General features: G+C 70.8%; 26 protein-coding genes and 1 tRNA gene. 19 read left to right on the plus strand and 8 right to left on the minus strand.

What is annotated here, in order from left to right; genetic code table 11:
* The 3 genes from ACOKM3_RS22860 (at nucleotide 1) to ACOKM3_RS22870 (ending at nucleotide 6,768) form a co-directional block, all read left to right on the plus strand.
* Nucleotides 1-2,919, plus strand: coding sequence for an FG-GAP repeat domain-containing protein (locus ACOKM3_RS22860; protein WP_426902908.1), 2,919 nt, complete (start codon nucleotides 1-3; stop codon nucleotides 2,917-2,919).
* Nucleotides 2,920-3,016: 97 nt separating this feature from the next.
* A complete protein-coding gene (locus tag ACOKM3_RS22865; RefSeq protein WP_426902909.1) occupies nucleotides 3,017-6,346 on the plus strand; it encodes an ATP-binding protein in 3,330 nt (1,109 codons plus the stop codon).
* A 149-nt stretch (nucleotides 6,347-6,495) separates the two neighbouring features.
* The gene (locus tag ACOKM3_RS22870) at nucleotides 6,496-6,768 is read left to right on the plus strand and encodes a hypothetical protein (RefSeq protein WP_426902910.1); all 273 of its coding nucleotides are present in this window, start codon (nucleotides 6,496-6,498) and stop codon (nucleotides 6,766-6,768) included.
* A 138-nt stretch (nucleotides 6,769-6,906) separates the two neighbouring features.
* Here ACOKM3_RS22870 and ACOKM3_RS22875 read toward each other — a convergent pair whose 3' ends face one another.
* Both ACOKM3_RS22875 and ACOKM3_RS22880 read right to left on the minus strand, forming a co-directional pair.
* Nucleotides 6,907-7,314, minus strand: coding sequence for a rodlin (locus ACOKM3_RS22875; protein ID WP_426902911.1), 408 nt, complete (start codon nucleotides 7,312-7,314; stop codon nucleotides 6,907-6,909).
* Nucleotides 7,315-7,576: 262 nt separating this feature from the next.
* The gene (locus ACOKM3_RS22880; RefSeq protein ID WP_426902912.1) at nucleotides 7,577-7,987 is read right to left on the minus strand and encodes a rodlin; all 411 of its coding nucleotides are present in this window, start codon (nucleotides 7,985-7,987) and stop codon (nucleotides 7,577-7,579) included.
* Nucleotides 7,988-8,268: 281 nt separating this feature from the next.
* On the opposite strand from ACOKM3_RS22880, the gene ACOKM3_RS22885 reads away from it, so the two are divergent.
* The 9 genes from ACOKM3_RS22885 (at nucleotide 8,269) to ACOKM3_RS22925 (ending at nucleotide 14,159) form a co-directional block, all read left to right on the plus strand.
* A complete protein-coding gene (locus tag ACOKM3_RS22885; RefSeq protein WP_426902913.1) occupies nucleotides 8,269-8,679 on the plus strand; it encodes a rodlin in 411 nt (136 codons plus the stop codon).
* 367 nt (nucleotides 8,680-9,046) lie between these two features.
* The gene (locus ACOKM3_RS22890; RefSeq protein ID WP_426902914.1) at nucleotides 9,047-9,286 is read left to right on the plus strand and encodes a chaplin; all 240 of its coding nucleotides are present in this window, start codon (nucleotides 9,047-9,049) and stop codon (nucleotides 9,284-9,286) included.
* A gap of 192 nt (nucleotides 9,287-9,478) precedes the next feature.
* Entirely contained in the window at nucleotides 9,479-9,766 is a 288-nt protein-coding gene (locus tag ACOKM3_RS22895) for a hypothetical protein (RefSeq protein WP_266711536.1), read from the plus strand.
* 157 nt (nucleotides 9,767-9,923) lie between these two features.
* Nucleotides 9,924-10,427 carry a DUF5949 family protein gene (locus tag ACOKM3_RS22900; RefSeq protein ID WP_426902915.1) on the plus strand — a complete coding sequence of 168 codons (504 nt, stop codon included), beginning with the start codon at nucleotides 9,924-9,926 and terminating at the stop codon, nucleotides 10,425-10,427.
* Complete coding sequence (locus ACOKM3_RS22905; protein ID WP_426902916.1) at nucleotides 10,424-11,071, plus strand: vitamin K epoxide reductase family protein; 648 nt, start codon at nucleotides 10,424-10,426, stop codon at nucleotides 11,069-11,071. The genes ACOKM3_RS22900 and ACOKM3_RS22905 overlap by 4 nt, the downstream gene beginning before the upstream one ends.
* 95 nt (nucleotides 11,072-11,166) lie before the next feature.
* Nucleotides 11,167-11,418, plus strand: coding sequence for a chaplin (locus ACOKM3_RS22910; protein ID WP_403846686.1), 252 nt, complete (start codon nucleotides 11,167-11,169; stop codon nucleotides 11,416-11,418).
* 270 nt (nucleotides 11,419-11,688) lie between these two features.
* Nucleotides 11,689-12,489, plus strand: coding sequence for a bestrophin-like domain (locus ACOKM3_RS22915; RefSeq protein ID WP_426902917.1), 801 nt, complete (start codon nucleotides 11,689-11,691; stop codon nucleotides 12,487-12,489).
* Nucleotides 12,490-12,628: 139 nt separating this feature from the next.
* A complete protein-coding gene (locus tag ACOKM3_RS22920; protein WP_426902918.1) occupies nucleotides 12,629-13,372 on the plus strand; it encodes a GAF and ANTAR domain-containing protein in 744 nt (247 codons plus the stop codon).
* Nucleotides 13,373-13,448: 76 nt separating this feature from the next.
* Nucleotides 13,449-14,159, plus strand: coding sequence for an ANTAR domain-containing protein (locus ACOKM3_RS22925; RefSeq protein ID WP_426902919.1), 711 nt, complete (start codon nucleotides 13,449-13,451; stop codon nucleotides 14,157-14,159).
* A 7-nt stretch (nucleotides 14,160-14,166) separates the two neighbouring features.
* Here the strand turns inward: ACOKM3_RS22925 and ACOKM3_RS22930 are convergent, their stop codons facing one another.
* Nucleotides 14,167-14,556: an STAS domain-containing protein gene (locus ACOKM3_RS22930; protein ID WP_426902920.1), complete on the minus strand. Its 390-nt coding sequence runs from the start codon at nucleotides 14,554-14,556 to the stop codon at nucleotides 14,167-14,169.
* Between the two features lie 1,245 nt (nucleotides 14,557-15,801).
* Here ACOKM3_RS22930 and ACOKM3_RS22935 point away from each other — a divergent pair.
* The 3 genes from ACOKM3_RS22935 to ACOKM3_RS22945 all read left to right on the plus strand — a co-directional run bounded on the left by ACOKM3_RS22935 (nucleotide 15,802) and on the right by ACOKM3_RS22945 (nucleotide 18,014).
* A complete protein-coding gene (locus tag ACOKM3_RS22935; RefSeq protein WP_426902921.1) occupies nucleotides 15,802-16,803 on the plus strand; it encodes an acyl-CoA desaturase in 1,002 nt (333 codons plus the stop codon).
* 62 nt (nucleotides 16,804-16,865) lie between these two features.
* Nucleotides 16,866-17,279, plus strand: coding sequence for a DUF5994 family protein (locus tag ACOKM3_RS22940; RefSeq protein WP_426902922.1), 414 nt, complete (start codon nucleotides 16,866-16,868; stop codon nucleotides 17,277-17,279).
* A 174-nt stretch (nucleotides 17,280-17,453) separates the two neighbouring features.
* Nucleotides 17,454-18,014 (plus strand): hypothetical protein, encoded by a 561-nt coding sequence (locus ACOKM3_RS22945; RefSeq protein ID WP_426902923.1) that lies wholly within the window; start codon nucleotides 17,454-17,456, stop codon nucleotides 18,012-18,014.
* A gap of 89 nt (nucleotides 18,015-18,103) precedes the next feature.
* Here ACOKM3_RS22945 and ACOKM3_RS22950 read toward each other — a convergent pair.
* Nucleotides 18,104-18,177, minus strand: a tRNA-Pro gene (locus ACOKM3_RS22950).
* Between the two features lie 111 nt (nucleotides 18,178-18,288).
* Nucleotides 18,289-19,242 carry a metallophosphoesterase gene (locus ACOKM3_RS22955; protein WP_426902924.1) on the minus strand — a complete coding sequence of 318 codons (954 nt, stop codon included), beginning with the start codon at nucleotides 19,240-19,242 and terminating at the stop codon, nucleotides 18,289-18,291.
* 77 nt (nucleotides 19,243-19,319) lie between these two features.
* On the opposite strand from ACOKM3_RS22955, the gene ACOKM3_RS22960 reads away from it, so the two are divergent.
* Nucleotides 19,320-19,784, plus strand: coding sequence for a GatB/YqeY domain-containing protein (locus tag ACOKM3_RS22960; RefSeq protein ID WP_426902925.1), 465 nt, complete (start codon nucleotides 19,320-19,322; stop codon nucleotides 19,782-19,784).
* Between the two features lie 130 nt (nucleotides 19,785-19,914).
* Here ACOKM3_RS22960 and ACOKM3_RS22965 read toward each other — a convergent pair whose 3' ends face one another.
* Nucleotides 19,915-22,164, minus strand: coding sequence for a transglycosylase domain-containing protein (locus ACOKM3_RS22965; protein WP_426902926.1), 2,250 nt, complete (start codon nucleotides 22,162-22,164; stop codon nucleotides 19,915-19,917).
* Nucleotides 22,165-22,614: 450 nt separating this feature from the next.
* Here ACOKM3_RS22965 and ACOKM3_RS22970 point away from each other — a divergent pair, with 450 nt between their 5' ends.
* Nucleotides 22,615-22,959 (plus strand): WhiB family transcriptional regulator, encoded by a 345-nt coding sequence (locus ACOKM3_RS22970; protein WP_266711459.1) that lies wholly within the window; start codon nucleotides 22,615-22,617, stop codon nucleotides 22,957-22,959.
* 27 nt (nucleotides 22,960-22,986) lie between these two features.
* Here the strand turns inward: ACOKM3_RS22970 and ACOKM3_RS22975 are convergent, their stop codons facing one another.
* Nucleotides 22,987-24,291, minus strand: coding sequence for an ArsA family ATPase (locus ACOKM3_RS22975; protein ID WP_426902927.1), 1,305 nt, complete (start codon nucleotides 24,289-24,291; stop codon nucleotides 22,987-22,989).
* Between the two features lie 28 nt (nucleotides 24,292-24,319).
* On the minus strand, nucleotides 24,320-25,321 hold the full coding sequence (locus tag ACOKM3_RS22980; protein ID WP_426902928.1) for an ArsA family ATPase: 1,002 nt from the start codon (nucleotides 25,319-25,321) through the stop codon (nucleotides 24,320-24,322).
* An 86-nt stretch (nucleotides 25,322-25,407) separates the two neighbouring features.
* Here ACOKM3_RS22980 and ACOKM3_RS22985 point away from each other — a divergent pair, with 86 nt between their 5' ends.
* Both ACOKM3_RS22985 and ACOKM3_RS22990 read left to right on the plus strand, forming a co-directional pair.
* Complete coding sequence (locus ACOKM3_RS22985; protein WP_107498797.1) at nucleotides 25,408-25,572, plus strand: DUF4177 domain-containing protein; 165 nt, start codon at nucleotides 25,408-25,410, stop codon at nucleotides 25,570-25,572.
* Entirely contained in the window at nucleotides 25,569-26,042 is a 474-nt protein-coding gene (locus tag ACOKM3_RS22990) for a RidA family protein (RefSeq protein ID WP_266711452.1), read from the plus strand. The genes ACOKM3_RS22985 and ACOKM3_RS22990 overlap by 4 nt, the downstream gene beginning before the upstream one ends.
* Nucleotides 26,043-26,102 lie beyond the last annotated feature (60 nt).

Genomic DNA, 26,102 nt, shown 5'->3' on the forward strand with positions numbered 1-26,102 from the left:
ATGAGACCCACCCACGCGCGGCGCGGCCTCCGGCTCGCCTCCGCCCTCGTCGCCGCCGGGCTCTGCCTGAGCTCCGCCCCGGCGGTCATGGCCGCCGACGGCGGTGACGGCGGCGTCATGAAGCTGACCGAGGCCCAGGAGAAGAAGCTCACGGCCGACGTCCGGCTCGACCCGTACGGCGACGCCGACAAGGCCACCGTCAGCCCCGCCTCCGAGGACTCACCGGAGGCGGTCGACCCGACGAAGAAGCCGGCCACCACCGCGGCCGCCACCGACCCGGTCACCTTCACCGGAAAGTCCACGATGGAGGGCGTCCTCGGCATGGGCGCCACCGTGCCCGCCGGCAAGAAGGGCGACTACTTCACCGTCCACAGCCGCGGCAACGTGCAACTGCACTCCGCCGACGGCGAGTCCAAGTGGGAGCGCAGCAACACTTCGTACTACGAGGACTGGCAGGTCAAACCGCAGCGCGTGTGGATGCAGGAGCCGTTCCCGATCCGGATCCTGATGGGCTTCAACGCGGTCTCGCCGTTCACGCCCTCCTCCGACTCCGGCTACTCGACGGGCGACCTGACCGGTGACGGCGTCGACGACATCGTCTTCTCGGCGAGCGTCGGCATCTCGTCCTACCGCCCGTTCACCTCGCCCGGCTCGTCGCTGCCCAACGGCACGTTCGTGACGATCCTCGACGGCAGGACCGGCGACACGGTGTGGTCGAAGCTGTACGACTACGTCACCCACGTCAAGATCGTCGACGACACGCTGCTCGTCGCCGACGTGCCCAGCCTGAACATGAACTCCCCGGCCGCCGACACGACGAAGCTGACCGGCATCCGCTTCTCGTCCGCGGACGGCAAGCTGACCCCGTCGTCGACGTGGACGTACGACACCAAGGAGACCGGGGACTCCGCCTGGGGCGACATCCAGGACCTCGGCAAGGGCAAGGTCGTCGTCTCCTGGGACCGCGCGAGGACCGACACCGTCGAGGGCCGGGGCCGCACCCTCGTCCTGGACGTGGCGGACGGCTCGGTCACCTGGCAGACCGACAGCCTGCTCTACAGCCGCCAGCTCCGCGTCGACGCGGGCCGGGGGCGGCTCGTCGCCGTCGAGCAGGCCGACGTCAACGACGCGGTGAAGTACGAGATCGCCGCGTACGACCTGAAGAACGGCAACCGCACGACGCTGGACACCCGCGTCAACGTGCTGCCCACCGCCCTGACGGTCGGCGACCTGACCGCCAAGGCGGGCGACGAGTACGCGGTCGCCGAGTCCTCCCTGGACAACTACCTCCAGGTGAACGCCAACACGGTGCGGGTGCTGAACGGCGCCGACCCCGGCACGCTGCTGTGGTCGCGGACGACCAAGCGCGACGCCGACAACAACTCGAACGGGCCGAACACCTGGCGCCTCCAGGTCGCCGGCGGCAGGCTCATCGCCGCGGGCGACGACGACCGCCAGATCTTCGAGGCGCAGAACCAGGGCGGCGGCCGCTTCGCCGCGACGACCGTGTACTCGGGCAAGGGCGCCGTCGTCTGGCAGAACAAGGGCCTGACCGGCGCGCCGATGTACCAGGACGTCTTCACCGACGCCGCGGGCACCCACGTCCGCGTCATCGACCAGAGCCAGAACATCCGCACGTTCAAGCTCACCAACGGAAAGCAGGAGGGCATCACGCCGCTCCAGGCGGACATGTCCTACGCGCAGACCGCCGACGTGAACAAGGACGGCAAGCCCGATGTGGTGATGGCCGGTTCGTCGAACGGCGTGTGGGCCTACTCCGGTCCCTCGCTGCTGAACGGCAAGCCGGAGAAGCTGTGGCGGGCCACGGTCCCCGGCGCGGTGCACGACATGCGGAAGGGCGACGTCAACGGCGACGGCAAGGACGAGATCGTCGTCGCCGCCGACTCCGCCGTGGTCGTCCTCAACGCCCAGAACGGCAAGACGCTCGCCACCATCGACGGCGGCGGCCGGTTCGTCCACTCCGTGAAGCTCGCCGACCTCGACGGCGACGGCGAGCAGGACATCGTCGTCCCCACGAACACCCTGAACGCGTACCACGGCGACGGCCACAAGATCTGGTCGTACGCGGCGCCCGAGGACCTCGGCGATGTGGTCTTCTCCGACCCGTCGGTCCAGGACGGCAAGGTCTACACCTCGTACTCCAAGGCCGACTCGATCGACCTGGCCGACCCGGGGGCGAACGCGGTCGCGCTCAACGCCAAGAGCGGCAGGGCGAAGTGGAGCGTCACGCCGAAGGTCCCCGACGCGTCGACCGACGGCGTCATCCACGCCGCGCTCACCTACAAGGGCACCTTCGCCTCCCCGGAGATCCCGTACGCGGACGGCCACGCGGTCGTCTACACCTGGGACATCCAGTCGCAGGCAGGCGTCGGCTCCACCGAGGCCTCCAGCCCGCACACGTACATGGAGATCCGCGACGGCCGCACCGGCGAGGTCGTGCACTCCACGACCATGGGCGGCCTGTGGACGCACGGCGGCTTCTTCACCGACGACGGCAAGCTGTACCAGGCGGGCACCTCGACCTTCCGCAGGTTCTCCGGTGAGGGCACGGAGGACGCCGTGGCGTCGGTGATCGGGCAGACCTACAGCGGCGCGTTCGCCACCGGACCCGGTGGCCGGAAGGTGCTGATCGCCGGCAGCGAGGGCTCCATCGCCGCCTACGCAGGGGACGCGGACTTCTTCGAGAGCGGCACCTCCTTCCAGTCGTCCCTCGGCGACGCCGACCTGATCGGCGCCCGCAACTTCCTGGCCGCCGACCTCGACGGCGACGGCACCGACGAGGTCCTCTCGCTCCAGGGCGACGACTACGGTCTGAACCGGCTGGCCCAGGACCTCGGCGGCGGCTACCTGCTCCAGGACAACGGCATCCACCAGGTCACCACGTACAAGCTGTCCTGAGCCGGCGCGCAGCCGACCGGCAGCCGGCCTGACCGACCCGAACCCCCCGGGCCTCGCCCAGGGGGTTCGTGGCGTGCTCGGTTACAGTGTCGCCCTCATGAGCACACGTCAGACGAACGGGACGGAACCCGCCGCTCCACTGCTGCGTCTGCGCCTTCTCGGTGGGTTCAGCGCGACCCGTGACACCGGGTCCCCGCTTGCCGAGCGCTGGCCGCGGCCCAGCGCCCGGACCCTGGTGAAGCTCCTCGCCGTCGTCCCGGGACACCGCCTGCACCGCGAGCAGGCCATGGACATCTGCTGGCCCGACGCCGAACCGGGGTCCGCGGCGGGCAGCCTGCGCGTCGCCCTGCACGCCGCCCGGCACGCCCTGGAACCCGAACTCGCCCCGCGCGCCGCGTCGTCGTACCTCCTGTCCGACGGCGGCATGCTCCTCCTCGACCCGGCGACCGTGTGGATCGACGCCGACGAGGCGGAGACGGCGGCGGAGTCCGCCCTCGCGGACAAGGGGACGGACCGACTCGCCCGCGCGCTCGACCACTTCACCGGCGAACTGCTCCCCGAGGACCGGTACGTGGGCTGGGCCGAGGAACGCCGCGGGCGGCTCGCGCGGCTGCGGGAGCGGCTGCTGCTCGCGCTCGCCGGGGCCCGCCTGGCGCAGGGCGCGGCGGCGGACGCGGCCGCAGCCGCGGAGCAGGTCCTCGCCACCAGCCCCGCCGAGGAACTGGCCCACCGCGTCCTCATCGACGCCTCCCTGCGCCAAGGCCTGCGGCGGCGCGCGCTGCACCAGTACCACGCCTGCCGCGAAGCGCTCGACGCCGAACTCGGCGTGCGCCCCGGGCCCGAAACCGAGCAGCTGCACCGGGCCGCCCTCGCGGCGGCGCCCGCGCCCGTGCCGATCACGACAACGTTGCCGTCGCCGCTGCGGGCCGCCCCCGCCACCCCGCTGCACGGCCGCGACGCGGTGCTCGACCGGCTGCTCGCCACCGAGGGGCCGCCGGTCACGCTGCTCACCGGCGAGGCGGGCGTCGGCAAGACGCGCCTGGTGGGCGAGGTGGCGCGGCGGGCCGCGGCGTCCGGCACGGCCGTGCTGTGGGGCGGCGGCCAGGACGCGGAGGGGCACACGCCGTACGGGGCGTTCGCGGAGGCGCTCGACGGGTGGCTGGCCGAGCACGACGCGGCGGAGCGGGCCCGGGTCGGCGCCGAGTACCCCGAACTGGCCGTGTTCCTCCCGTCCTTGGGGCAGATACGGACTTCCGGCGAACGCAGCCCCGAGGAGGAGCGCGACCGGCTGTTCCGGGCGAGCGCCGCGCTGCTCGGGGACCTGGCCGCCGCCCGTCCGGTGCTCGCGGTCCTCGACGACCTGCACGCCGCCGACACCGGCTCGTACCAGCTCATGAGCCACCTGGCCCGCCGCGCGGCCGACCGCGGGATCCGGCTGCGCTTCCTGGTGACGTACCGCGAGGAGGAACTCCCCGAGGCCGACGCACGGCGCACCGTTCTGAGCTTCCTCGTACGCCAACGGCTCGCTGTGCGCGAGGAGTTGGGGCTGCTCGACCGGGAGGCGTGTCTCGCGGTGGCGCGCGACGCGGCGCCACGCCCCGGGCAGGAGCAGCGGGTGTGGGAACTCTCCCTCGGCAACCCGCTGTTCGCCGTCGAACTCGCCCGTGGCCCGGCCGAGGGCCCGGCAGGCGCGGGGGCACCCCAGGGTGTGCGGGAGCTGGTGGCGGACCGGCTCGTGCGCCTCGACCCCGACGCGCGGCGCCTGGTCGAGGCGCTGTCCGTGGCCGGGGGAGAGGCGGCCCTGTCCGAACTCCTCGACGTCGCCGAGCGCGGCCTGCGCCCGCCGGTGACCGGGGCCGCGGCCGCCGACGGCGTCGAGCGGGCCATCGCGGCCACGCTGGTGGAGGAGCGGCAGGTCGTGGTGGCCGGACGGCCCGAACCGGGGCTCGCCTTCCGGCACCCGCTGGTCCGTCTCACCTGCTACGAGCGGCTGACCGCGGTCCGCCGCAGGCAACTGCACGGCGCGTTCGCGCGGGCCGTCCTCGCCCGCCGCCCCGACGCCGTCGACGCGCTCGCCTCGCACTTCGCCCGCGCCGACGACCCACGCGCCGCCGAGTACCTGCGCCGCGCCGCCGAACGCGCCGCCGCCCTCTACGCCAACGACACCGCCGACCGCTACTACCGCGACCTCGTCGCCCGCCTCGACGTCGACGCGGCCCGCGCCCGCCTCGCCCACAGCCAAGTCCTGGCCCGCATGGGCCACTTCGGCGCCGCGGCGGACGCGCTGCGCCAGGCCCTCGCCGAGTTCGTCCGCCGCGGCGCCCACGACGACGCGGTGCTCACGGCGGCCCGCCTCGCCGAGTCCCTCGTACGCACCGGCGCCCTCGACGCAGCCGCCGACGCGCTCCGCGCCCACCCGGCCGCCCCACGGACCACCCCCGAACCCCTCGCCGTGCACCACCTGTCCCGCGCCATGCTGCACAGCGTCAAAGGCGCGTACGACGACGGTCACGCCGCCGCCCGCCGGGCCCTGGACGCCGCGCGACAGGTCCCGGGACCGCACGGCCAGGGCCTGCTCGCCCGCTCCTACGCCCTCCAGGCCACCAACCTGGGCCTCTCGGGCCGGCTCGGCGAGGCCCGCGAGGCAGGCGACCGGGCGCTCGCCCCGGCCGAGGCGTACGGCGACCCGACGCTGCTCGGCACGGTCCTCTCCACCCTGCGGGAGAACGCGCGCCGCCACGGCCGGCTGCGCGAGGCGGTGGCGAGCGGCGAACGCGCCCTCGACCTCGCCGACCGCTCGGGAAACCCGACGGCGGCCTCCTTCGAACGCCTGAACCTCGCCGAACTCCACCTCCTGCTGGAGGAGTTCGACGAGGCCACCGCCCTCGCCGAGGCCTCCGTGGCGCTCGCGGAGGGCGACGGCGCCTGGTGCCTGCCGTACGCGCTCGCGACGCTGGCGCTGGTCCGGCTCCGTACGGGAGACACGTCGGCGGCCTCGGACCTCCTGGACCGCGCCGCCCCCGCCGCCGACCACCTGGGCGACCGCCAGGCGCGCCACGAGGTGAGCGCCGCCCGCGCCGAACTCGCCCTGCGCACCGGCGAGCCGGAGGCCGCCCTCCGCGCCCTCGCCGACTGCCCCGACGCCGCGCCGTCCCTGACGGCCTGGGCCCAACTCCACGCGGGCCGCCCCCGGCTGGCCCTGGAACTCGCGACAGCGGAGGCCACCCGCGCCGCACGCACCGGCGAACGCCTGGCCGAGGTGGAAGCCCACCTGGCCCACGCGGCGGCCCTGTCCCACCTGGCCGCCCCCGACCAGGCCACCCACGCCCTGACCCACGCCACGAACCTGGCGCGGTCACTGCCGTACCCGGCGGGCCTGCGAAGGGCAGCGGAGGTCCACACCCTGCTCGATTCAAGCCCCGCTTAGGGACGAGACTCGCGGGGTCCGGGGCAGAGCCCCGAGACGTGGGCACCCATCGACCTCACCGGGACGGCGACTGGTCGAACAGTTGGCCCTCACGGGTGGGCCCGCCGTGAACCCCGTGTCCGCCCCCGCGGCCCCACCGTTAGCCGGGCATGATCTCAACTCGTCGCGCCCTCAGCGCCGTCCTCCTCGCCGTCGGAGCCGCGGCGGCCGCCACCCCCGCGGCCCACGCCGTCGAACCCATCTCCCCCACCGGAACCGTCGACTCGCTGACCGCGATGGCGACCCCGGAGGACCAGCAGGCACAGCTCCCCAGCACCGCGGAACAGCTCTCCGGGCTCAACGGGCTCAACCACCTGAACGACCTGCACCAGGCCACCGACCTCGTGGCCCCGGTCACCGGCCTGCTCCCGGCGATCCAGTAGCCCGTAGCCAGTAGCGCGAGAGCGCAGGACAAAGGCGGTGGACCGGAATTCGGTCCACCGCCTTTGGCGTGCCTGGCGTACGGAACACCGTACGGAGGAGGGGCGGTCGCGCGTCCCGGCGACCGCCCCTCAGTCCGTTCAGTGGTTCGCGGTGCCGTTCCCGGCGAGAACCGGGATGTCGCTCAGGATGTGGGAGAGCGGCTCGTCACCCTTGGCCTGGGTGGAGTTCTCGGTGCACTGCTGGTTCTGCGGCGCCGACAGGACCGGGATGTCCTGGACGGAGACCGGGACGACGCCGACGAGCGAGCCGACGTTGGCCTTGGCCGGCAGGCCGATGCAGGGCTTGTTCAGCGAGCCCTGGACGAGGCCGAGCTGCGGGCTCATGTCACCGGCGGTGGCGGAGTTGCCGTACGTCTGCGACGAGCCGTTGCCGCTGGTGGACGTCGTGCCCGTGTCGTCGCCGATGGCGAGCGCCTGCGGGGCGGCCACGGCCGAGAGACCGGCGACGGAGGCAGCGATCGTGGCGGCTGCGAAGAACTTCTTCATGGGGTGGTTCCCTTTCGATACGCGCGCTCCGGATGAGGAGCTACGTGTGGTCAACTGGATTGCATTCCGGGCAGTTGCGGACCGAAACCCGTTCGGACCATTCCCGCGCGAGCCAATCGCAGGAAATTCGGCACTGTGCGCGACCTCCCGAACATCCGGATGCGGCGGATCAAAAGGCTCGTACAGCTACCTGAATTTCCGGCCGGCGCCGGAACAGCAGACCGGGCCGCCGGAGCGACGGCCCGATTCATGCAACGGATCCTCAGTTGTTGCCGGTGCCGTTGCCGGACAGGACCGGGATGTCGTCCAGGACGTGCGACAGCGGCTCGTCGCCCTTGGCCTGGGTGGAGTTCTCGGTGCACTGCTGGTTCTGCGGCGCCGACAGGATCGGGATGTCCTGGACGGAGACCGGGACGACGCCGACGAGCGAGCCGACGTTGGCCTTGGCCGGCAGGCCGATGCAGGGCTTGTTCAGGGAGCCCTGGATCAGCGCCATCTGCGGGCTCATGTTCCCGTACGTGGCGGAGTTGCCGTACGTCTGCGAGGCGTTGTTGCCGCTCTCGGACGTGGTCCCACCGTCGTTGCCGACAGCCAGGGCCTGCGGGGCGGCGGCGGCCGCGATACCGACGAGAGAAGCGGTGGCCGCCGCGGCAGCCATGGCCTTCTTCAGCATGAGGAAATTCCCCTTCTTATTTCCGTCTGGGAGCACTTGTATCAACTCCCCAGCTCGCCATCGGTTGCTCACGTTCACTCGGACGTGGACCTGATCGATTCCGATTGGGGTCCAGGTTCGATGAAATGAAAATCTCGCCAGTGCGGGCCGTGTGGCGGGGGCACGGATGATCGATCGGGTTTCGATGTCTGTCCGATCGGGTGGATATGCGGAACCATTTCCGCTCTTCGCAGTTGCGCTCAGTGCAGTAACCGGTGCCCGTCAGAAAAGGAAACAGAACCATGCTCAAGAAGGCCATGGCCGCCGCAGCGGTCGCCGTCTCCGTCGTCGGCGTCTCCGCCGCAGCCGCTCCGCAGGCGCTCGCCATCGGCGACGACCACGGCACGACCTCGACCAGCGGTAACGGCTCGTCGCAGAGCTACGGCAACTCCGCCACCGCGGGCGACCTGAGCCCCCAGCTCGGTCTCGTCCAGGGCTCCCTGAACAAGCCCTGCGTCGGCCTGCCCGTCAAGGGCAACGTCGGCTCGCTGGTCGGCCTCGTGCCGGTCGCGGTCCAGGACATCCCGATCCTGTCGGCGCCGCAGAACCAGCAGTGCACCGAGAACTCCACCCAGGCCAAGGGCGACGAGCCGCTGTCGCACGTCCTGGACGACATCCCGGTCCTGTCCGGCAACGGTGTGCACAACGGCTGATCGGCCGAACGCACACACGGCTCGGGCCGCCGGCTTTCCTCATTCGCCGGCGGCCCGAGCTCTGTCATGGGGCGCCGGGCCGGAGGAGTCACGGGGCGCCCGGGTCGGGGGCCGCCCTCCCAACGGCGTGGAGCCGACGGCTGACAGGAAGGCGGCACGGCCGATCTCATGACGGCCCCCAGTGGACCACCGGCCCGTCGCCCCGCAAGAACCGGTTCACCCGTTCGCTGACGACGTCACCCCAAAGGGGCCGCCGCGACGGCCAGTCACCCGTTCGGAGCCGCAACCCCTTGTACGGCCGCTCCGTTGCACCACGTGCCAGGCACCCGCGCTGGCCGAACAGAACGACCTCCAAGGAGCATGCTTCATGTCGCGTACCGCGAAGGCAGTCGTCTTTTCCGCAATGGCCGCCGCTGCCATGGCCGGCTCGGCCGGCGTCGCCGCCGCCGACTCCGGCGCGCAGGGCGCTGCCACCAACTCCCCCGGCGTGATCTCGGGCAACAACGTGCAGGTTCCCGTGCACGTGCCGGTCAACGCCTGCGGCAACACCGTCGACGTCATCGGCCTGCTGAACCCGGCGTTCGGCAACACCTGCGCCAACGACTGACGGGCCCGGCCCGACTCTTCCGCAGCCGCCCCTCCCCGAGGGGCGGCTGCTCCGTTGTGCGGCTGTTTTCGTTGTGCGGCTCCTTCGGGTTTCGGCGCAATGACGCACACCCCGAGGTCGAGACGCTCGTTGAGCAAGCAGAAGCGAATTTTCCAGACCGACGACGCGAGTCGTCGAGGGAAGGCATAAACAATGAAGGTTCTGAAGACCGCTGCCGTTGTCGCCGGATCGATGGCGATTGTCGGTGCCGCCGCTCCGGCATTTGCCTCGGACCTCACGCCGATGAGCCTGAACGGCGCGGTGAACACGATCACCAGCCAGCCGACGCTGGACGTCTCGCCGGTGGACAGCAACCTGCTCGACCCGAAGAACGACGGGGGCGCCGTCAGCACCGTGAAGGGCGCCGTCGACGGGCTGAACGAGAGCGGCTCCGGCTCCGGCGCCGGCAGCATGCTCGGCGGTCTCCCCGTCGGTCAGTAGGTCCGTACGTCAGGTTCGTACGTCGAGCCATTCGTCGAAGGCTGGTTCGGGACCCAGGGTTCCCGGATCAGCCTTCGGTATTTCCTCCACGGAATGCGTTCCGCCAAACGTGTGAACCGTGGCCGGTGCGCCGGACGGGCCTGGCTAGGCTTCTTCGATGACTTCAACTGTGAGCAGTGGCCCGGCATTTCGAGCAGTCGATCTGGGAACTCTGGCGGTCATCGCCTGGAGTGGAGAACACCCCGACGGGCAGGGCGACATTCCCTTTCTCCTCGCCTACTCCATGGGTGATTCCCCGGCGGGACCCGAGGCCGCGGAAGTGGCCGTGCGCGGCCTCCTGGAGACCAACGGACTGACGGTGGGCACCACCGTCCACGACGCGTCGGGCCGTCCCAGCTTCCCCGTGTCCCTGCTGGTCGAGGCCGGCCAGGCCGTCGTCACCATGCCGCTCCTGAACGCCCAGTGCCCCGTGCCGCCCGAGTGGCTGGCGGCGGCGGAGGCCCGGGGGAGCGCGTACTTCCTGTTCACCACGCGCGTGTGGCCCACCGCGACGCCGGGATCCGCGGTCACCGAGAAGGAGTTGGAGGAGTTCGCGGGCTCCGAGGAGACCCTCATGGCCGCCGCGCACTGCCTGCTGCCCATCCGGCGCGTGCGCGCGTGACGACCGCCCCTGCCGCGCACCGGCCGGTCAACCGGCACCGCAGCACCGGAAGTTCGAGAGCGGACTCCCGCGTCGGGGGCGCAACGACACTCGCCTGGCTGCTCGTCGTCACGGGCGCCGCCGGAGTGCTCGCGTCGTGGGTCATCACGATCGACAAGTTCAAGCTGCTTGAGGACCCGAACTTCACGCCCGGGTGCAGCCTGAATCCGGTGGTCTCCTGCGGCAACATCATGAAGAGCGAGCAGGCCGCCGCGTTCGGTTTCCCCAATCCGATGCTCGGGCTCGTCGCGTACGGCCTGGTGGTCGGCGTCGGCGTGAGTCTGCTGACCGGGGCCCGCTTTCCCCGCTGGTACTGGCTGACCTTCAACGCGGGCACGTTGTTCGGCGTCGGGTTCGTGACCTGGCTGCAGTTCCAGTCGCTGTACCGGATCAACTCGCTGTGCCTGTGGTGCTGCCTGGCCTGGGCGGCCACCATCGCCCTGTTCTGGCACCTGGCCGCGTTCAACGTCAGCAGCGGCTTCCTCCCGGCATCCCGGGGCGTACGGGCCTTCTTCACGGACTTCCCCTGGGTGCCGACCGCCGCCCACATCGGCGTCGTCGGTGTGCTGGTCCTGACCCGCTGGTGGGATTTCTGGACGAGCTGACGGACACGCCCCCCGATGGCGCAATTCTCCCGGTTTGGTGCGGTCCGGCGGTGTGATTGGCGAGTCATATTCCCTCACCTCTCTAGGGAGCAACGATGCGTCTTCGCACCTTCGCGGCCGCGGCCGTGCTGGCCGGGACCGCTGTCATGGGATCCGCTGCCATGGCCTCCGCGGTGGACGGTCCCGACGGCGCCAGCGCCACCGGTGTGGCCCAGAACAGCCCCGGCGTACTGTCCGGGAACGTCATCCAGGTTCCGATCGATGTCCCGATCAACGCCTGTGGCAACTCGCTCAACCTGATCGCCGCGCTCAACCCGGCGGCCGGCAACGCCTGCGCGAACAGCTAGTCACCTGGCTCGCGTTCGGACGACAGCGCCCGGAACGGCTTCGGCCGTCCCGGGCGCTGTTTCCGTCACCGGCTACTGTCACCGGCTCTCGTCACCGGCCCGGTCGGCCGCTCACCGGCCCCCACCACCGCTTTCCGGCGGAAGGCCTGTCGCTCGATAGAGGGTGAGTGGGCCCGTCCGCCGTATCCGGAGGGCGGGGACGGTCAGGACAAGATCACGGTGCCCCACGACAGGAGGCACCGTTTTCCTGTCTCCCGGAGGTACTCGCTCGTGGTCATCGCCATCGTCGTCGCCGCCCTCGCCCTGATCGCGGGGATCGCGGCCAACCGATATCTGCGGCCGAGGCTGCTGACCGAGGACGACGACACCGGCATGGCCGTCAAGGACCTCGTCGGCCCCCTGCTCACCCTGACCGTCCTGCTGCTGGCGTTCGTCCTGGTGACCGCCAACGGCTCGTACGGAAAGGCGGAAGTGGCCTCGCGCGGCGAGGCGCGCGCCCTGGACCAGCTCGTCGAGACCGCCGAGTACGCCCCCGCGAAGCAGCGGGCGGCCGTCCAGGCCGACGCCGTCTGCTACGCCCGCGCCGTCCGCACCCAGGAGTGGCCCGCCATGGCCGACGGAAACGGCTCGGCGGCGCCCAGCGTGTGGTCCACCGACCTGCGCCACACCTTCCGTGCCCTGGAGGGCGAACCGGTCTTCGGCATGCTCGTCAGCGCCGACCACAAGCGTTCCGAGGAGCGCGAGGAGCGCCTCACCCAGGCGACGGCCAGCATCCCCGGCGCCATCCTCTGGTTCCTGCTGGCGGTGCTCGCGGTCACGGTGGCGGCCCTCGGCCTCTGCCTGCCGCGCAAGCACAACCGCGGGCAACTGGCCGCGCTGACCCTGGTGACCGTGATGCTGACGGCGACGCTGTGCATCATCCGCGACGTCGACCGCCCCTTCGGCGGCATCATCGACGTACAGCCCACCGCCATCTCCGATGTCGAGAAGCAGGCGACCCGCGACTTCCTCGCCCACAGCGAGCTCTCGGACCTCCCCTGCGACAAGAAGGGCAACCGCGCGACGCAGTAGCCCCGGCCCCGCTGTTCCGTCCGTCTGTACTCGGCAAACGTCCTGGCCACACCGTGCGGCGAGGAGGAGAGTGGGGGCAATCACGGGTGGACGGCCTGTGGGAGGGTGATGGCCGAATCACCCCGGGAGGTGGGCAGGCATGGCCGAACTGCCGCACGAGGAGCAGTTGGCGGCGGCATTCGTCGACCTCGCCGACACGTTGGGGCAGGACTTCGACGTCATCAACTTCCTGCACATGCTGACCGAGCACTGCGTGCACCTGCTGGATGTGGCGGCCGCCGGCGTCCTGCTGGCCACGCCGAGCGGCCGGCTCGTGGACGCGGCCGCCTCCGACGAGCGCACCCGCACGCTGGAGCTGGCCGGCGTCGAGTGGGACGAAGGCCCGTGCCAGGACTGCTACCGGACGAAGCGGCAGGTCGCCGACGTCGCGCTGGACACGAAGGCCGCGCGGGACCGGTGGCCGAAGTTCGCGCCGCGGGCCGTGGAGCTCGGCCACACCTCGGTCGTGGCCTGCCCGTTGCGCTTGCACGACCAGGTGATCGGATCGCTGAACCTCTTCAGGGACAGCCCGGGGCCTCTGGGCGCCTCCCAGTTGCGGCTGGCGCAGGCGCTGGCCGACACGGCCACCGTCGGCGTCCTGCAACAACGGGCGGTGAGTGAGCAGATGACGGTGACCGCGCAGTTGCAGGCGGCCCTGGACAGCCGCATCGTCATCGAGCAGGCCAAGGGGTATCTCGCGCACCGTCTCGACATCGGTGTCGAGGACGCCTTCGCGCGGATGCGCCGCCACGCGCGCAGCAACCACCTGCGGCTCACCGAGGTCGCCCGGCACGTGCTGCGGGGCACGGCGGACCCGTCGCTGCTGCGACGGCACGGTCGATGAGAGGCCCCTGCACCGACAGGGATCAGCGGACTGCCCTCCGGCGGGCCCGCACCTCGCCCGGAAGGGGGCGGCAGCGGTGACTCATCCGGTCATGACCGCCTATCTGCGCGCCCTCAGCTCGCACACCGGCCCGGGCATGGCGCCCCTGCCGCTGGAGGCCTTCGCCGACATGCTGGACCTGGACGGTCTCGCCCTGCTGCTGTCGCCCACCGGTGGCCCGGCCCAGCTCGTGCAGTCCCACGGCGAGCGCACCGCCGCGCTGGAGGATCTGCAGCAGGTTCAGGGGCAGGGGCCCAGCCTGGATGCGGCCCGGCACGGCGCCCTGCTGCTGGTGCCCCGTGTCACCGAGTTCACCGACAGCCGGTGGCCGGGTCTTGCCGCCGCCATCGAGGCGCTCGACGTGCACGCCGTGTTCTCCTTCCCTCTGCGTATCGGGGTCATCGGACTCGGCGCGCTCACCGGCCACCGCATCCGCCCCGGGCCGATGTCCACCGATCAGCTGACCGACGCCTTCGGCCTGACCGACACCCTTGCCCAGCTCACGATCGCCACCGCGGCGCACGCGGACTTCACGTACGCCGCGCTGCTGGACGAGCCCGGGCTCTACTTCGCCGAGGTCCACCAGGCCACCGGAATGCTCGCCGCCCAGCTCGACGTCGACTGCGACCACGCCCTGATCCGGCTGCGCGGCCATGCCTTCAGCCACGACAGGACCCTCCTCGACGTCGCCCGTGACGTACTCGCCCGTCGGCTGCGCCTCGGCGACAACGGGGACACGTCGCGCTGACCGCCGCTCAGGTGTCCGGTGGCTCCTGCGCACGGAGGTCGTGGAAGGGGAGCAGATCACGCAGGACGCTGTGCGCGAGGGCGAGCCGGACGCAGCGGCTGGGGTCGGCCAGGGTGAGGCTGCCGCCGGCGTGATGGGCGGCCTCACGGATGCCGAGGAGCGTGAAGAAGCTGGCGTTGTCGCAGCGGGTCACCTCGGACAGGTCCACGATCAGGTGCCGGCTGCCCTCGCCCAGGACCTGGGACATGAGTTCACAGAGCGCGGGGATGCTGCCGGTGTCGAGCTCCCCGGCCACGGTCAGGGTCATGAAGTGGCCGGGCGTGACGGGGGTCCGCTCCAGCGTCAGCCGCAGCCCTCTGCCCTGCTGACCCGGACGGGGCGGGGTGCTCGCTGCCATGACGCGGACCCGTCTTCGGAGCGACGCGAACGGTCGTCCCCGATGCCGTTGCTCACCGGGGACGAGACCCGCGCGGATGCCGGCGTACGACGTGCCCTCGGCGACCCCAACGTACGCCTACGCACACGATGGTGATGGGTTGTCACACGCCGTCATTCGTTCGTGGTGGAGCGAGGGCCGCCGCCGGGCCGGGTGGCCGGGCCGGCGGTGGCCCTCGCAGCGGCGTCGCTGTGTCCCCCTGCACAAGTGCGACGCGCGCGGGCAGGCCGGGCCTGTGCGTCGGCAACACACACCCGGCGCGTCCTTGCGGGCGAAGGACCGCCCCACAAGGACGACGGATCAGGAGGGAAACGGATCAACGAGGAGATCAACAGGGAGATCGACAAGGAAAGGAGGAAGGAACGTCAGGTCGCGACGCGGAAGCACGGACCGCGACCCGACCTCCTCGAACTTCTCGAAGGCGGAGGCCGGAGTGCTGGGGGTCCGGGGCCGGGGACCTGGTAGCCGCTCGTTGTCGTCGGCGGCTGCGCTAAGTGCCGTATTCACGCTAGTCCTGCCGACGGGGCAGCGACACCGGCCACCAGGATGAGTCTGGCTGCGCCGAATCCAGTAGGGCATCCGGACATGCGGGGCAGCCCGGCTTCCTGCGGTGGACAGGACGCGACCAGGCGTGGCCCGAACGGGCCGCAGGCCCGGGACCACCGATCTGCGCGCCCTACCGATCAGTGTGACGGCCGCAGTACGCTCCGTTTGGCCGGCTGCCGGCCCCGCCTCGGCGCGCACGTGTCCCGGGCCCGCTGGAGTCGCGCATCGCCGACGAGGCGCGACTCCAGCCCCTGCCCTCCTGCGTGATCGCAGCGGGGAACTCCCGCGCCCCGCTGCCGCAGTTGGGCCCCGCGCGAGGAGCGGATGGGGGAGCCACTGCTCCTCGCGCCCGACGGCCGCCCCGGTCACTTGATCGGCGGCGGCCGTCCCAAGTCCTTTTACGGACTGCCCAGTTGAAGGCATTTCCGGTGTTCAGCCTACGCCCGGAGAGGGCCGATCGCGCCTCCTCACGGCATCTGCCGCCCACGCGGCACCAGGGAGCCGTTTCCGGCCGCGCAGGAGTACGGTGCAAGAAGGCGGGGGCGTTCGGATGGCGGTGTCCGGTCACCGCGCAACGCCATGCTCCCTTTCCCCGCCGCTCACTCAGGGGCTGCCCTCGACCCCGGCCGCGCCGCCGCTCACCAGTCGAGGAGCCCGCACATGTCCCCGGAGCCCGCCGCGCACACACTCGCCCGCTCGCCGGACACCGCCGCGCCGCCGACGCCCTACGACGGCAACTCGCCCTTCCCGCCGGATGGTTCGCCACCTGCCCGGGACGGCGGAGAGCGGCTGTACGTGACGGTGACCGCGGTGATCGTGGTGCTGCCGTTCGTGGGGCTCGGCGCTGCCGGATGGCTGCTGTGGGGGCGGCTGATCCATCCCGCGGACATCGTTCTCGGGCTCGCCCTGTACGTGCTCACGGGCCTCGGAGTCACGGTCGGCTTCCACCGCGGTCTCACCCACGGCAGCTACCGGGCCGTCCGTCCCGTGCGCATCGCCCTCGCGGTGGCCGGGTCGATGAGCTTCCAGGGCGACGTCGTCGGCTGGGTCGCGACCCACCGCCGCCACCACGCCTTCACCGACCGCCCCGGCGATCCGCACTCCCCGTACCGCTACGGCACCCATCTGCGCGGCCAGTTGCGCGGTCTGCTGCACGCGCACATAGGCTGGCTGTTCCGCAACGACCGTACGGAGCCGGAGCGTTACGCCCCCGACCTGCTGGCCGACCGCGACATCCGCGGGGTCTCCCGCGCCTTCCCGGTCCTGTGTCTGCTCACGCTCGCCCTGCCGTTCGGCCTCGGCTGGGCGATCGGCGGCAGCTGGCTGCACGCGGTGACCGCCCTGCTGTGGGCGGGACTCGTCCGCATCGCGCTGCTCCACCACGTCACCTGGAGCGTGAACTCGCTGTGCCACATGATCGGCGAGCGCCCGTTCCGTACCCGTCGGCACGACCGGGCCACCAACCTGTGGCCGCTCGCCCTGCTCTCCTTCGGCGAGAGCTGGCACAACCTCCACCACGCCGACCCGACCAGCGCCCGGCACGGGGTGGAGCGCGGCCAGGTCGACCCGTCGGCCGCGGTCATCCGGGCCCTCGAACGCCTCGGCCTCGCACACGACGTGCGCTGGCCGACGCCGGACCGCGTCGCCGCCCGCCGCATCTGACGCGCGCCCCGTCGCCCACTCACCCACTCACCCGCGCACGCAGCCGGCAGGAGTCACCCCTCATGACCCTCGCACCGCACCTTCCGCCTCCCTCCCAGCCCCTGCTGCGCCTGCGTCTGGCCCCGCACGCCGGCGGGCCCCGAGCCATCGACGGGGCCTGGTGGCCGCGTTCGTACGACCTGGTCTCCGAACTCCCCACGCTGCTCGCCGGGTTGCCGCGGACCTGGGGTCACATCAGCAGCGTCCTGTTCGACGGGGCCGCGTGGCCGGCCACACCGGGCCGGATGCTCGTCGCCGACCAGGTCGTCCGCCTGCGCAGGAGCCTGGCGGTCACTCCCTTGCACACCGTCGTCCTCGTCGCCCCCGGCCACGGACGCTGGGACCTGCTCGTCGTACCGCCGGACACGCCCGAGGAGGAGGCGGAACCGATCATGGCGGGGGCATCGGGCGTCGACGACCTCCGCCACCCCGCCTGACGGGCACGGGACGGGAGCGGATGCCCGGGTGCGGCTCCTCGGCGGTGGCCGCCCCGGCCCGGAGTACCGTGGAAGGACCGAGGGTTCTCCGTGCACCGGCTCCGTGCCCGCGCCGCTCTCGGCGAGCGACGACGCCGGGTCCGCCGCGACCGCGCCCGGGACAGGGTCCGCCACATGACAGCACAAGCGTCCCGGCCGGCCGACGCGCCCCCGTACCCCCATGTGCGGCATCTCGCGCCCTCCCCGTGGGAGGCCGAGCACATCCGGCAATTGACCCGCTGTCAGATCGCGGACCGAATGGTGGAGTTGGGGGCGCTACGGGCCGCCACGTCCGGGGCCGGCCCCCTGGAGTGGAACCGGCTGAGCCGGACGTTCCTGCACCGGCTCGTGATCGACTTGCGACGCCCCGGATTCGCCCTGCTGATCGCGGAGAACGACACGACGACGGCCTGCGCCTACGGATATCCCCGGAGCCCGGGACTGTTCGAGATACGCGAGATGGTCGTACCGCGCCGGGTACGCGAACAGTTCACGAACCGTGACTGGAACCTGGCCCGCCGCCTCCAGCGACGCCTCCTGGACGACCACGGCCACGCCACCGGCCTCATCTCGATCGACCGCTCCGACCTGCGGGGCCTCAGGGCGCTGGAGGCCTGGGGCTGGCAGGAGCCCGCGGGCCCTCCTCACGGCCTGCCCTCATGGAACCCGCACCGCGTCCTGCTGCTCACTCCGTGAACCCACGTGCGGCCCGGTACGCACCCCCGAACGCAGAACAGGCCCGGTACTGATTCCTCAGTACCGGGCCTGACCTGCTGTTTCAGCTGTCGGGGTGGCGGGATTTGAACCCACGACCTCTTCGTCCCGAACGAAGCGCGCTGCCAAGCTGCGCCACACCCCGATGTCGTTGTTCCGGTCTCTGCTGTTCTGCAGGTCGCGGCGACGTCGTTTACTTTAGCGGACTGTCGGCCTGAGACGAAATCCGGTTTTCGGCGGGCGCTCGGGCGGGGCCTCAGGCGGCCACGGGCGCCAGCGTCAGCAGGGTCGCCTCGGGCGGGCAGGCGAAGCGGACCGGGGTGTAGCGGTTGGTGCCGCAGCCCGCCGAGACGTGGAGGTAGGACGTGTTCCCCGCCGCCTCGTGCGTGGACAGGCCCTTCACGCGGTCCGTGTCCAGGTCACAGTTGGTGACGAGGGCCCCGTAGAAGGGGATGCAGAGCTGGCCGCCGTGGGTGTGGCCCGCGAGGACCAGCGGGTAGCCGTCCGCGGTGAAGGCGTCCAGGGTGCGCAGGTACGGGGCGTGCACCACGCCCATCGAGAAGTCCGGGCCCTCCAGGGGGCCGCCGGCCACCTCCGCGTACCGGTCGCGCTTGATGTGCGGGTCGTCCAGGCCGGTGAGGCCGATCTCCACGCCCGCCACCTTCAGCGAGCCCCGGGTGTTCGTGAGGTTCTGCCAGCCGGCCGCGTCGAAGCCGTCGCGCAGGTCCTCCCACGGGTTGTGGATGGCGCCGACGATGGGCGCGTTGCCGTTCAGACCGTGCTTGCCCGAGATCTGCTGCTTCAGGTAGCGGGCCGGGTTGAGGAGCTTGGGGCCGTAGTAGTCGTTGGACCCGAAGACGTACGCGCCGGGGAACTCCATCAGCGGGCCGAGCGCGTCGAGGACCTCGGGGACGCCCTCCGTGTCGGACAGGTTGTCGCCCGTGTTGATGACGAAGTCGGGGCGGAGCCCGGCCAGCGACTGGAGCCAGCGGCGCTTCTTGTTCTGGCCGCTCACCATGTGGATGTCGGAGACCTGGAGCACCCGCAGCGGGCGCATTCCCGCAGGCAGGACCGGGATCGTGACCCGTCGCAGGCGGAAGGAGCGGGCCTCGAAGCCCGCCGAGTAGATCAGCCCGGCGGCGCCCACCGCCGCGATACCTGCCGTCACCTTCAGAGAGGCCTTCAGGGGAGTCCCGTATCGAGCGCGCATGGGTCCCATCGTGTCAGACCCGCCCTGCCCCGGAAATCCGCGGGCGTGGGGCCTCGGGCACCTGCGACAATCAAGTCATGACCACGCTCAAGTCGAAGCTGCAGGACGACCTCAACGCCGCGATCAGGGAGCGCGATGAGCTCCGCTCCTCGACGCTCCGGCTGACCCTCTCCGCGATCACCAATCAGGAAGTCGCGGGCACGGAGAAGCGTGAGCTGACGGACGACGAGGTGCAGAAGGTGATCGCCAAGGAGGCGAAGAAGCGCCGCGAGGCGGCCGAGGCCTTCGAGAAGGCGGGCCGCGCCGAGTCCGCGAGCCGCGAGGAGGCGGAGGGCGTGGTGCTCGCCGAGTACCTGCCGCAGCAGCTGTCCGACGCCGAGCTCGAGCAGATCGTCGCGCAGGCGGTCGAGGAGGCGAAGGCGGCCGGCGCCGAGGGGCCGAAGGCCATGGGTCAGGTCATGAAGATCGTGAAGCCGAAGGTCGCGGACCGCGCCGAGGGCGGCCGCGTGGCCTCCACGGTCAAGCGCCTCCTGGCGGGCTGAGCACCGCTAGGAACGAAGAAGAGACGAAGAAGAGACGAAGAAGAGGGCGCATCCCTTTGCGGGGTGCGCCCTCTTCTTCGTCGTGTCAGGGGGTACGTAGGGGTGCTGGCCTTACCGGCCCGCGGAGGCCTCAGCGGCCCCAGCCGCCCCCGTGTCCGTTCCCGTTCCCATTTCCGTTCCCGTTGCCGCCGATCAGGTCCGGCGGGATCGAGATGTCGGGCAGCGGGTCGGTGTCGCCGTTGCCCCCGTCGTCCCCGGGCTCGGGCTTGTCGCCCTTGTTCTTGCCCTTGTCCTTCTTCTTGTCCGGGTCCGGGATGTTCACCTTGTTGAAGGTGGGCGCGTCCCTGCCGGACAGTGCGCCGGTCATCGCGTCCCGCCAGATCGGCCCCGGCGTATCGGCGCCGAAGACCTTGTCGTGGTACTGGCCACCGATGGTGATGTTGGTCATCGGGACGTTCTGCATGGCGCTGCCGACCCAGACGGCCCCGGACAGGTTCGGCGTGTAGCCGGCGAACCAGGCGTTCTTACGGGCGTCGGTGGTACCGGTCTTGCCCGCGTTGTCCCGGCCGCTGAGGCCCGCCGCCTTGCCCGTACCGGAGTCGATCACGCCGCTGAGCAGCGTATTGATCTTGTCGGCGGTCGACTGCGACATCGCGCGCGAGCACTTCGACTTCGGCACGTCGAGCGCCTTGCCGTTGGGGTCGGTGATCGACTCGATGGCGACGGGCGTGCAGTACGTGCCGCGGTTGGCGAACGCCGCGTACGCGGAGGCCATCGTCAGCGGCGAGAGGCCGGTCGAGCCGAGGGTCATGGACGAGGGCACCTCGTCGACCTTCTTGCCGTTGCCCTGCACCACGCCCAGCTTGTCGGTCATCTTCACGACCGGGCACATGCCGATGTCGCCGATCATCTGCACGAAGTACGTGTTGATGGACTTGGCCATCGCCTCCTTGAGGCGGTACGGGCCGACCTCCGACTCGTTCTCGTTCTCCAGCTTGTAGCCGCCGTCGTTGACCCACGGCTTGCCGCTGCACGTCTGGACCCGGCTCGGATACGGCATTTGGTACGGCGCCGGGTACTGCTTCGTCACCGACGTGCCCTTCTCCAGGGCCGCGGCCGCCACGAACGGCTTGAACGTCGAACCCGTCGGGAAGCCGAGGTTGGAGCCGCCGTCCCGGTAGTTGACCGAGTAGTTCATCTCGGCCTCGTTCTTGCTGACGTCGGAGCCGTACGGCTTGGACTGGCCCATGCCGAGGACCTTGCCGGTGCCCGGCTCGACGAACGCGCCCGCCGCGTCGACCTTGTCCGTCTTGTAGACGTGCTCCTTGACGGAGGAGTCCACCGCCTCCTGCGTCTGCGGGTCGAGCGTCGTCTTCACCGTCAGGCCGCCGCGGTTCCAGATCTTGGCGCGCTCCTCGGACGTCTTGCCGAAGGCCGGGTTGTTGAGGAAGGCGTTCCTGACGTAGTCGCAGAAGAACGCCGCGCCGTGCTCCGCGGTGATGCAGCCGTTCTGCGGCCTGCTGACCTTCAGGCCGATCGGCGTCTTCTTGGCCTCTGCGGCCTCCGCCTGCGTGATGTCGTGCGTCTCCGCCATCCGCTGGAGCACGATGTTGCGCCGCTTCTTCGCCTCGGCCTCGTCGTTGACGGGGTCGTAGCGGCTGGGGGACTGCACGATGCCGGCGAGCATCGCCGACTCCTGGATGTTCAGGTCCTTGGCCGGCTTGGAGAAGTAGCGCTGGGCCGCGGCCTCGACGCCGTACGCCTGCTGCCCGAAGTACGTGATGTTCAGGTAGTTGTTGAGGATCTTCTTCTTGCCGACCTCGTTCTCCACCTGGATCGCGTACTTCAGCTCCTTGACCTTGCGGCCGATGGTCTGCTGAGTCGCCTGCGCCAGCTTGGTCGGGTCGTCGCCCGCCTCTTCCATGAAGACGTTCTTCACGTACTGCTGGGTGAGGGTGGAGGCGCCCTGCGAGACGCCGCCGTTCTGCGCGTTGGCGTTGATCGCGCGCAGGATGCCCTTCGCGTCGACGGCGCCGTGCTCGTAGAACCGCGAGTCCTCGATCGCGACGATCGCCTTCTGCATGTACGGCGAGATGTCGTCGAGCTTCACGACCGTGCGGTCGCGCGAGTAGACGGTCGCGATCTTCCCGCCCTCGTTGTCCAGGATCGTGGTGCGCTGGCTCAGCGGCGGGGTCTTCAACGTCGCCGGGATCTCGTCGAATCCCTCGACCGAGCCCTTGGCCGCGAGGCCCAGCGCGCCTGCCGCGGGCAGGGCGATGCCCGCCAGCACGGCTCCGGCGAGCACGCTGACTCCGAGGAACTTGGCGGCCTGTTGGGCCGGCGACGTACCGCCGCCACCGCCCGAGCGCTTCTTTCCCATACGGGGCAGCCTACGTGTCGATTCTCCGGACAGCCGTATATGCCTTGGCCTAAGCTGCACTCAACTGTCACAGCAGTGCGGTCTCGTATCAAGATGCGGGACGACCCCGAATCGTTCCCGGTACGTATGAAGTGCCTCTTGTAGTCATTCCAGGGCCTGTTCGCGGAGCTTCGCGTAGGTCCGGCGGGGTGTCCGAAACCGCCTTGTGTGTCACTCGACGTCCGTTGTGACTCAAGTGAACTGTCCCGTTTTGCCGGGGTTATTACGCATGTCCCTCGGTCACTCCGTCGGGTGATCTGCCGCTCACGCATAGTCCGTTCGGACCATTCAAGATTGGGCCCGAAGGGGGTGTTGCGCTGTGCCCACCTTCCGTAACGTCCTCAACTGGCGGCGGTGAATATGCCGCTGCCGCCGTGGGGGAGCCTCGATTCGGGAGAGGACGGCGCCGGTATGGGCTGGGTAGTCGACTGGAGTGCGCAGGCGGCCTGCCGCACTACCGATCCGGACGAACTGTTCGTTCAAGGAGCAGCGCAGAACCGGGCGAAGGCGGTGTGCACGGGATGCCCCGTGCGGACCGAGTGCCTGGCGGACGCGCTCGACAATCGCGTCGAGTTCGGCGTGTGGGGTGGCATGACGGAGCGGGAGCGTCGCGCGTTGCTGCGCAGGCGTCCGACCGTCACCTCATGGCGCACGCTGCTTGAGACGGCGCGTACGGAGTACGAGCGCGGCGCGGGCCTGCTGCCCGTGGAACTGGAGAACGACGAGACGTACGAGAGGTACGCGGCCGTCGGCTAGCCGGCGCGCGCACCACGGACGTACGGCTCAAGCTCCGGCCGGAGTGCCACCGGCCGCGAGCCGTTCTCCGATGTCCCTGAGGCCTGTCAGGTCGTGTACGTCACCGGGCAGGGCCGCGACCTCGGTCACGGCGACCTCGGGATGCAGGGCGGTGAAGCGGTCACGCGTGCGCTGTTCGCGCGCGACCATCTGCATGCGCTCCGCGTGCAACCGCAGGAGTCCCGCGGTCAGTTGCTCAATGCCGGGTTCGTCGGGCTCGGCCGTGGGGTCGGCTCCGGATGTCTCGGGGGATGCCCCGAAGGGCGCTTCGGAAGATGATTCGGGGGGTGCCTCGGGAGTGGCACGACCCTCTTCCTTCCCGCCCGTCTGATCCACAATGCGGCGCTCGTCAAGATTTTCCGCGGCGGCGAGCGCCCGCTCGGCCGAGAGCCTGCTCGCGCCGCTGCCGTGCACCCGGTTCAGTACGAGACCGGCCAGCGGCATCTTCTCCGCGGCCAGCCGCTCCACGAAGTACGCGGCCTCGCGCAGCGCGTCCCGCTCGGGCGCCGCGACCACGAGGAACGCGGTGCCGGGCGCCTGCAGCAGCTTGTACGTGGCGTCCGCGCGCGTGCGGAAACCGCCGAACGTCGTGTCCATCGCGGCCACGAACGTCTGCACGTCGCGCAGGAGTTGACCGCCGAGCAGCTTGCCGAGCGTGCCGGTCATCATCGACATCCCGACGTTCAGGAACTTCATGCCCGCGCGGCCGCCGATCTTCGCCGGGGCCATGAGCAGCCGGATCAGCTTGCCGTCCAGGAACGAGCCGAGCCGCTGCGGCGCGTCCAGGAAGTCGAGCGCGGAGCGGGACGGCGGGGTGTCGACGACGATCAGGTCCCACTCGTCGCGGGAGCGCAGCTGCCCCAGCTTCTCCATCGCCATGTACTCCTGCGTGCCCGCGAAGCCGGCCGAAAGCGACTGGTAGAAGGGGTTGTTCAGGATCGCCTTCGCGCGCTCCTCGTCCGCGTGCGCCTCGACGATCTCGTCGAACGTGCGCTTCATGTCGAGCATCATCGCGTGCAGCTCGCCGCCCTCCGCGCCTTCGACGGTGGCGATGTCCTTCACCCGGCGCGGGGTGTTGTCCAGCGAATCGATGCCCATGGACTGCGCGAGCCTGCGGGCCGGGTCGATGGTCAGAACGACGACCTTGCGGCCGCGCTCGGCGGCGCGCAGCCCGAGGGCGGCGGCCGTGGTGGTCTTGCCGACGCCGCCGCTGCCGCAGCACACCACGATGCGGGTCTGCGGGTCGTCGAGCAGCGGGTCCACGTCGAGCGTGCCCTCAGGGGTCAGCGTCATGAATGGCGTCCCGTCGAATGGCGTCCTGTCATGAATGGCGTCCTGTCCTGGATGCGGTTCCCTGAAGCCCTTGGATTCCTTGCTGTCGCAGTTCCTCGGCGAGCGTGTAGAGCCCGGACAGGTCGAGGCCCTCGGTGAGCAGCGGCAGTTCGTGCAGGGGCAGGCCCGCCTCGGTGAGCTGGTCGCGCTGGGCGCGCTCCAGGGCGTAGCGCTCGGCGTACTCCCCGGCCTGCGCGAGCAGCGGGCCGACGAGCCGCTTGGCGCTGCCGAGCCCCGCGGCCGTCAGGGCCTCGGTGACCGCCGGGCGGACCTCGCCGTCGGAGGTCAGCGCCAGGGCGGGTTCCCCGAGGAGCGCGGGTCGCACCATGTTCACCATGATCCGTCCGACGGGCAGCTTGGCGGCGCGCAGCTCGGCGACCCCGTCGAGGGTCTCCTGGACCGGCATCTCCTCCAGGAGCGTCACCAAGTGCACCGCGGTCTCACGGGACTTGAGGACCCGCATCACCGCCTGCGCCTGATTGTGTATCGGTCCCATCTTGGCGAGACCCGCCACCTCGTCGTTCACGTTGAGGAACCGGGTGATGCGGCCGGTGGGCGGCGCGTCCATGACGACGTAGTCGTACACGTAGGCGCCCTGCTTGTCCTTGCGGCGGACCGCCTCGCAGGCCTTGCCCGTCAGGAGCACGTCGCGCAGGCCCGGCGCGATGGTGGTCGCGAAGTCGATCGCGCCCAGCTTCTTCAGGGCGCGGCCGGCGCCGCCCAGCTTGTAGAACATCTGGAGGTAGTCCAGAAGCGCCAGTTCGGGATCGATGGCGAGGGCGAACACCTCCCCGCCACCGGGCGCCACGGCGATCTTCCGCTCCTCGTAGGGGAGCGCTTCCGTCTCGAAGAGCTGTGCGATGCCCTGTCTGCCCTCCACCTCCACGAGGAGAGTGCGCTTTCCCTCGGTCGCGAGGGCGAGCGCGAGTGCAGCGGCGACCGTGGTCTTTCCGGTCCCGCCCTTGCCGCTGACGACCTGGAGCCTGCTCACGTATTCGAGCCTAACCAGTACGTCGGACATCCACGCAGCAGCCTCCGGAACGCTTCGGCCATGTCCGGACGGATACAGTCGGCCCCATGGCAAAGAAGTGGGAATACGCGACCGTGCCGCTCCTCGTGCACGCGACGAAGCAGATCCTGGACACCTGGGGCGAGGACGGCTGGGAGCTGGTCCAGGTCGTGCCGGGGCCGAACAACCCCGAGCAGCTGGTGGCGTACTTGAAGCGGGAGAAGGCCGCATGAGCGGGCAGGTGGAGGCGCGGCTCACCGAGCTGGGCCTGACCCTGCCGCCCGTCGTCCCCCCGGTCGCCGCGTACCAGCCGGCCGTGCAGTCCGGCGTGTACGTGTACACGGCGGGGCAGCTGCCCATGGTCGACGGCAAGCTGCCGCTGACCGGCAAGGTCGGCGACGAGGTCACCGACGAGCAGGCCAAGGACCTGGCCCGCACCTGCGCGCTGAACGCGCTGGCGGCGGTCAAATCCGTCGCCGGTGACCTGGACCGCATCGCGCGTGTCGTGAAGGTCGTCGGCTTCGTGGCCTCCGCCACGGACTTCACCGGCCAGCCCGGTGTCATCAACGGCGCGAGCGAGCTGCTCGGCGAGGTCCTCGGCGACAAGGGCGTGCACGCGCGCAGCGCCGTGGGCGTGGCCGTGCTACCGCTGGACGCGCCGGTCGAGGTGGAGATCCAGGTGGAGCTCACCTCCGAGGCCTGAACTGCCGTTCTCGTACGAGAGGCCGTCCACGATCTTCGTCGTGGGCGGCCTCTCGAACAT

The sequence above is a fragment of the Streptomyces nidicola genome (genome assembly GCF_050106155.1).
In the GTDB taxonomy this organism is placed as follows: Bacteria; Actinomycetota; Actinomycetes; order Streptomycetales; family Streptomycetaceae; genus Streptomyces.

What these genes read in the sequence shown, in the direction of transcription:
- ACOKM3_RS22860 (WP_426902908.1), top strand. Translation starts at nt 1, where the DNA reads ATGAGACCCACCCACGCGCGGCGCGGCCTCCGGCTCGCCTCCGCCCTC.
- ACOKM3_RS22865 (WP_426902909.1), top strand. Translation starts at nt 3,017, where the DNA reads ATGAGCACACGTCAGACGAACGGGACGGAACCCGCCGCTCCACTGCTG.
- ACOKM3_RS22870 (WP_426902910.1), top strand. Translation starts at nt 6,496, where the DNA reads ATGATCTCAACTCGTCGCGCCCTCAGCGCCGTCCTCCTCGCCGTCGGA.
- ACOKM3_RS22875 (WP_426902911.1), bottom strand. Translation starts at nt 7,314, where the DNA reads ATGAAGAAGTTCTTCGCAGCCGCCACGATCGCTGCCTCCGTCGCCGGT.
- ACOKM3_RS22880 (WP_426902912.1), bottom strand. Translation starts at nt 7,987, where the DNA reads ATGCTGAAGAAGGCCATGGCTGCCGCGGCGGCCACCGCTTCTCTCGTC.
- ACOKM3_RS22885 (WP_426902913.1), top strand. Translation starts at nt 8,269, where the DNA reads ATGCTCAAGAAGGCCATGGCCGCCGCAGCGGTCGCCGTCTCCGTCGTC.
- ACOKM3_RS22890 (WP_426902914.1), top strand. Translation starts at nt 9,047, where the DNA reads ATGTCGCGTACCGCGAAGGCAGTCGTCTTTTCCGCAATGGCCGCCGCT.
- ACOKM3_RS22895 (WP_266711536.1), top strand. Translation starts at nt 9,479, where the DNA reads ATGAAGGTTCTGAAGACCGCTGCCGTTGTCGCCGGATCGATGGCGATT.
- ACOKM3_RS22900 (WP_426902915.1), top strand. Translation starts at nt 9,924, where the DNA reads ATGACTTCAACTGTGAGCAGTGGCCCGGCATTTCGAGCAGTCGATCTG.
- ACOKM3_RS22910 (WP_403846686.1), top strand. Translation starts at nt 11,167, where the DNA reads ATGCGTCTTCGCACCTTCGCGGCCGCGGCCGTGCTGGCCGGGACCGCT.
- ACOKM3_RS22920 (WP_426902918.1), top strand. Translation starts at nt 12,629, where the DNA reads ATGGCCGAACTGCCGCACGAGGAGCAGTTGGCGGCGGCATTCGTCGAC.
- ACOKM3_RS22930 (WP_426902920.1), bottom strand. Translation starts at nt 14,556, where the DNA reads ATGGCAGCGAGCACCCCGCCCCGTCCGGGTCAGCAGGGCAGAGGGCTG.
- ACOKM3_RS22935 (WP_426902921.1), top strand. Translation starts at nt 15,802, where the DNA reads ATGTCCCCGGAGCCCGCCGCGCACACACTCGCCCGCTCGCCGGACACC.
- ACOKM3_RS22940 (WP_426902922.1), top strand. Translation starts at nt 16,866, where the DNA reads ATGACCCTCGCACCGCACCTTCCGCCTCCCTCCCAGCCCCTGCTGCGC.
- ACOKM3_RS22945 (WP_426902923.1), top strand. Translation starts at nt 17,454, where the DNA reads ATGACAGCACAAGCGTCCCGGCCGGCCGACGCGCCCCCGTACCCCCAT.
- ACOKM3_RS22955 (WP_426902924.1), bottom strand. Translation starts at nt 19,242, where the DNA reads ATGCGCGCTCGATACGGGACTCCCCTGAAGGCCTCTCTGAAGGTGACG.
- ACOKM3_RS22960 (WP_426902925.1), top strand. Translation starts at nt 19,320, where the DNA reads ATGACCACGCTCAAGTCGAAGCTGCAGGACGACCTCAACGCCGCGATC.
- ACOKM3_RS22965 (WP_426902926.1), bottom strand. Translation starts at nt 22,164, where the DNA reads ATGGGAAAGAAGCGCTCGGGCGGTGGCGGCGGTACGTCGCCGGCCCAA.
- ACOKM3_RS22970 (WP_266711459.1), top strand. Translation starts at nt 22,615, where the DNA reads ATGGGCTGGGTAGTCGACTGGAGTGCGCAGGCGGCCTGCCGCACTACC.
- ACOKM3_RS22975 (WP_426902927.1), bottom strand. Translation starts at nt 24,291, where the DNA reads ATGACGCTGACCCCTGAGGGCACGCTCGACGTGGACCCGCTGCTCGAC.
- ACOKM3_RS22985 (WP_107498797.1), top strand. Translation starts at nt 25,408, where the DNA reads ATGGCAAAGAAGTGGGAATACGCGACCGTGCCGCTCCTCGTGCACGCG.
- ACOKM3_RS22990 (WP_266711452.1), top strand. Translation starts at nt 25,569, where the DNA reads ATGAGCGGGCAGGTGGAGGCGCGGCTCACCGAGCTGGGCCTGACCCTG.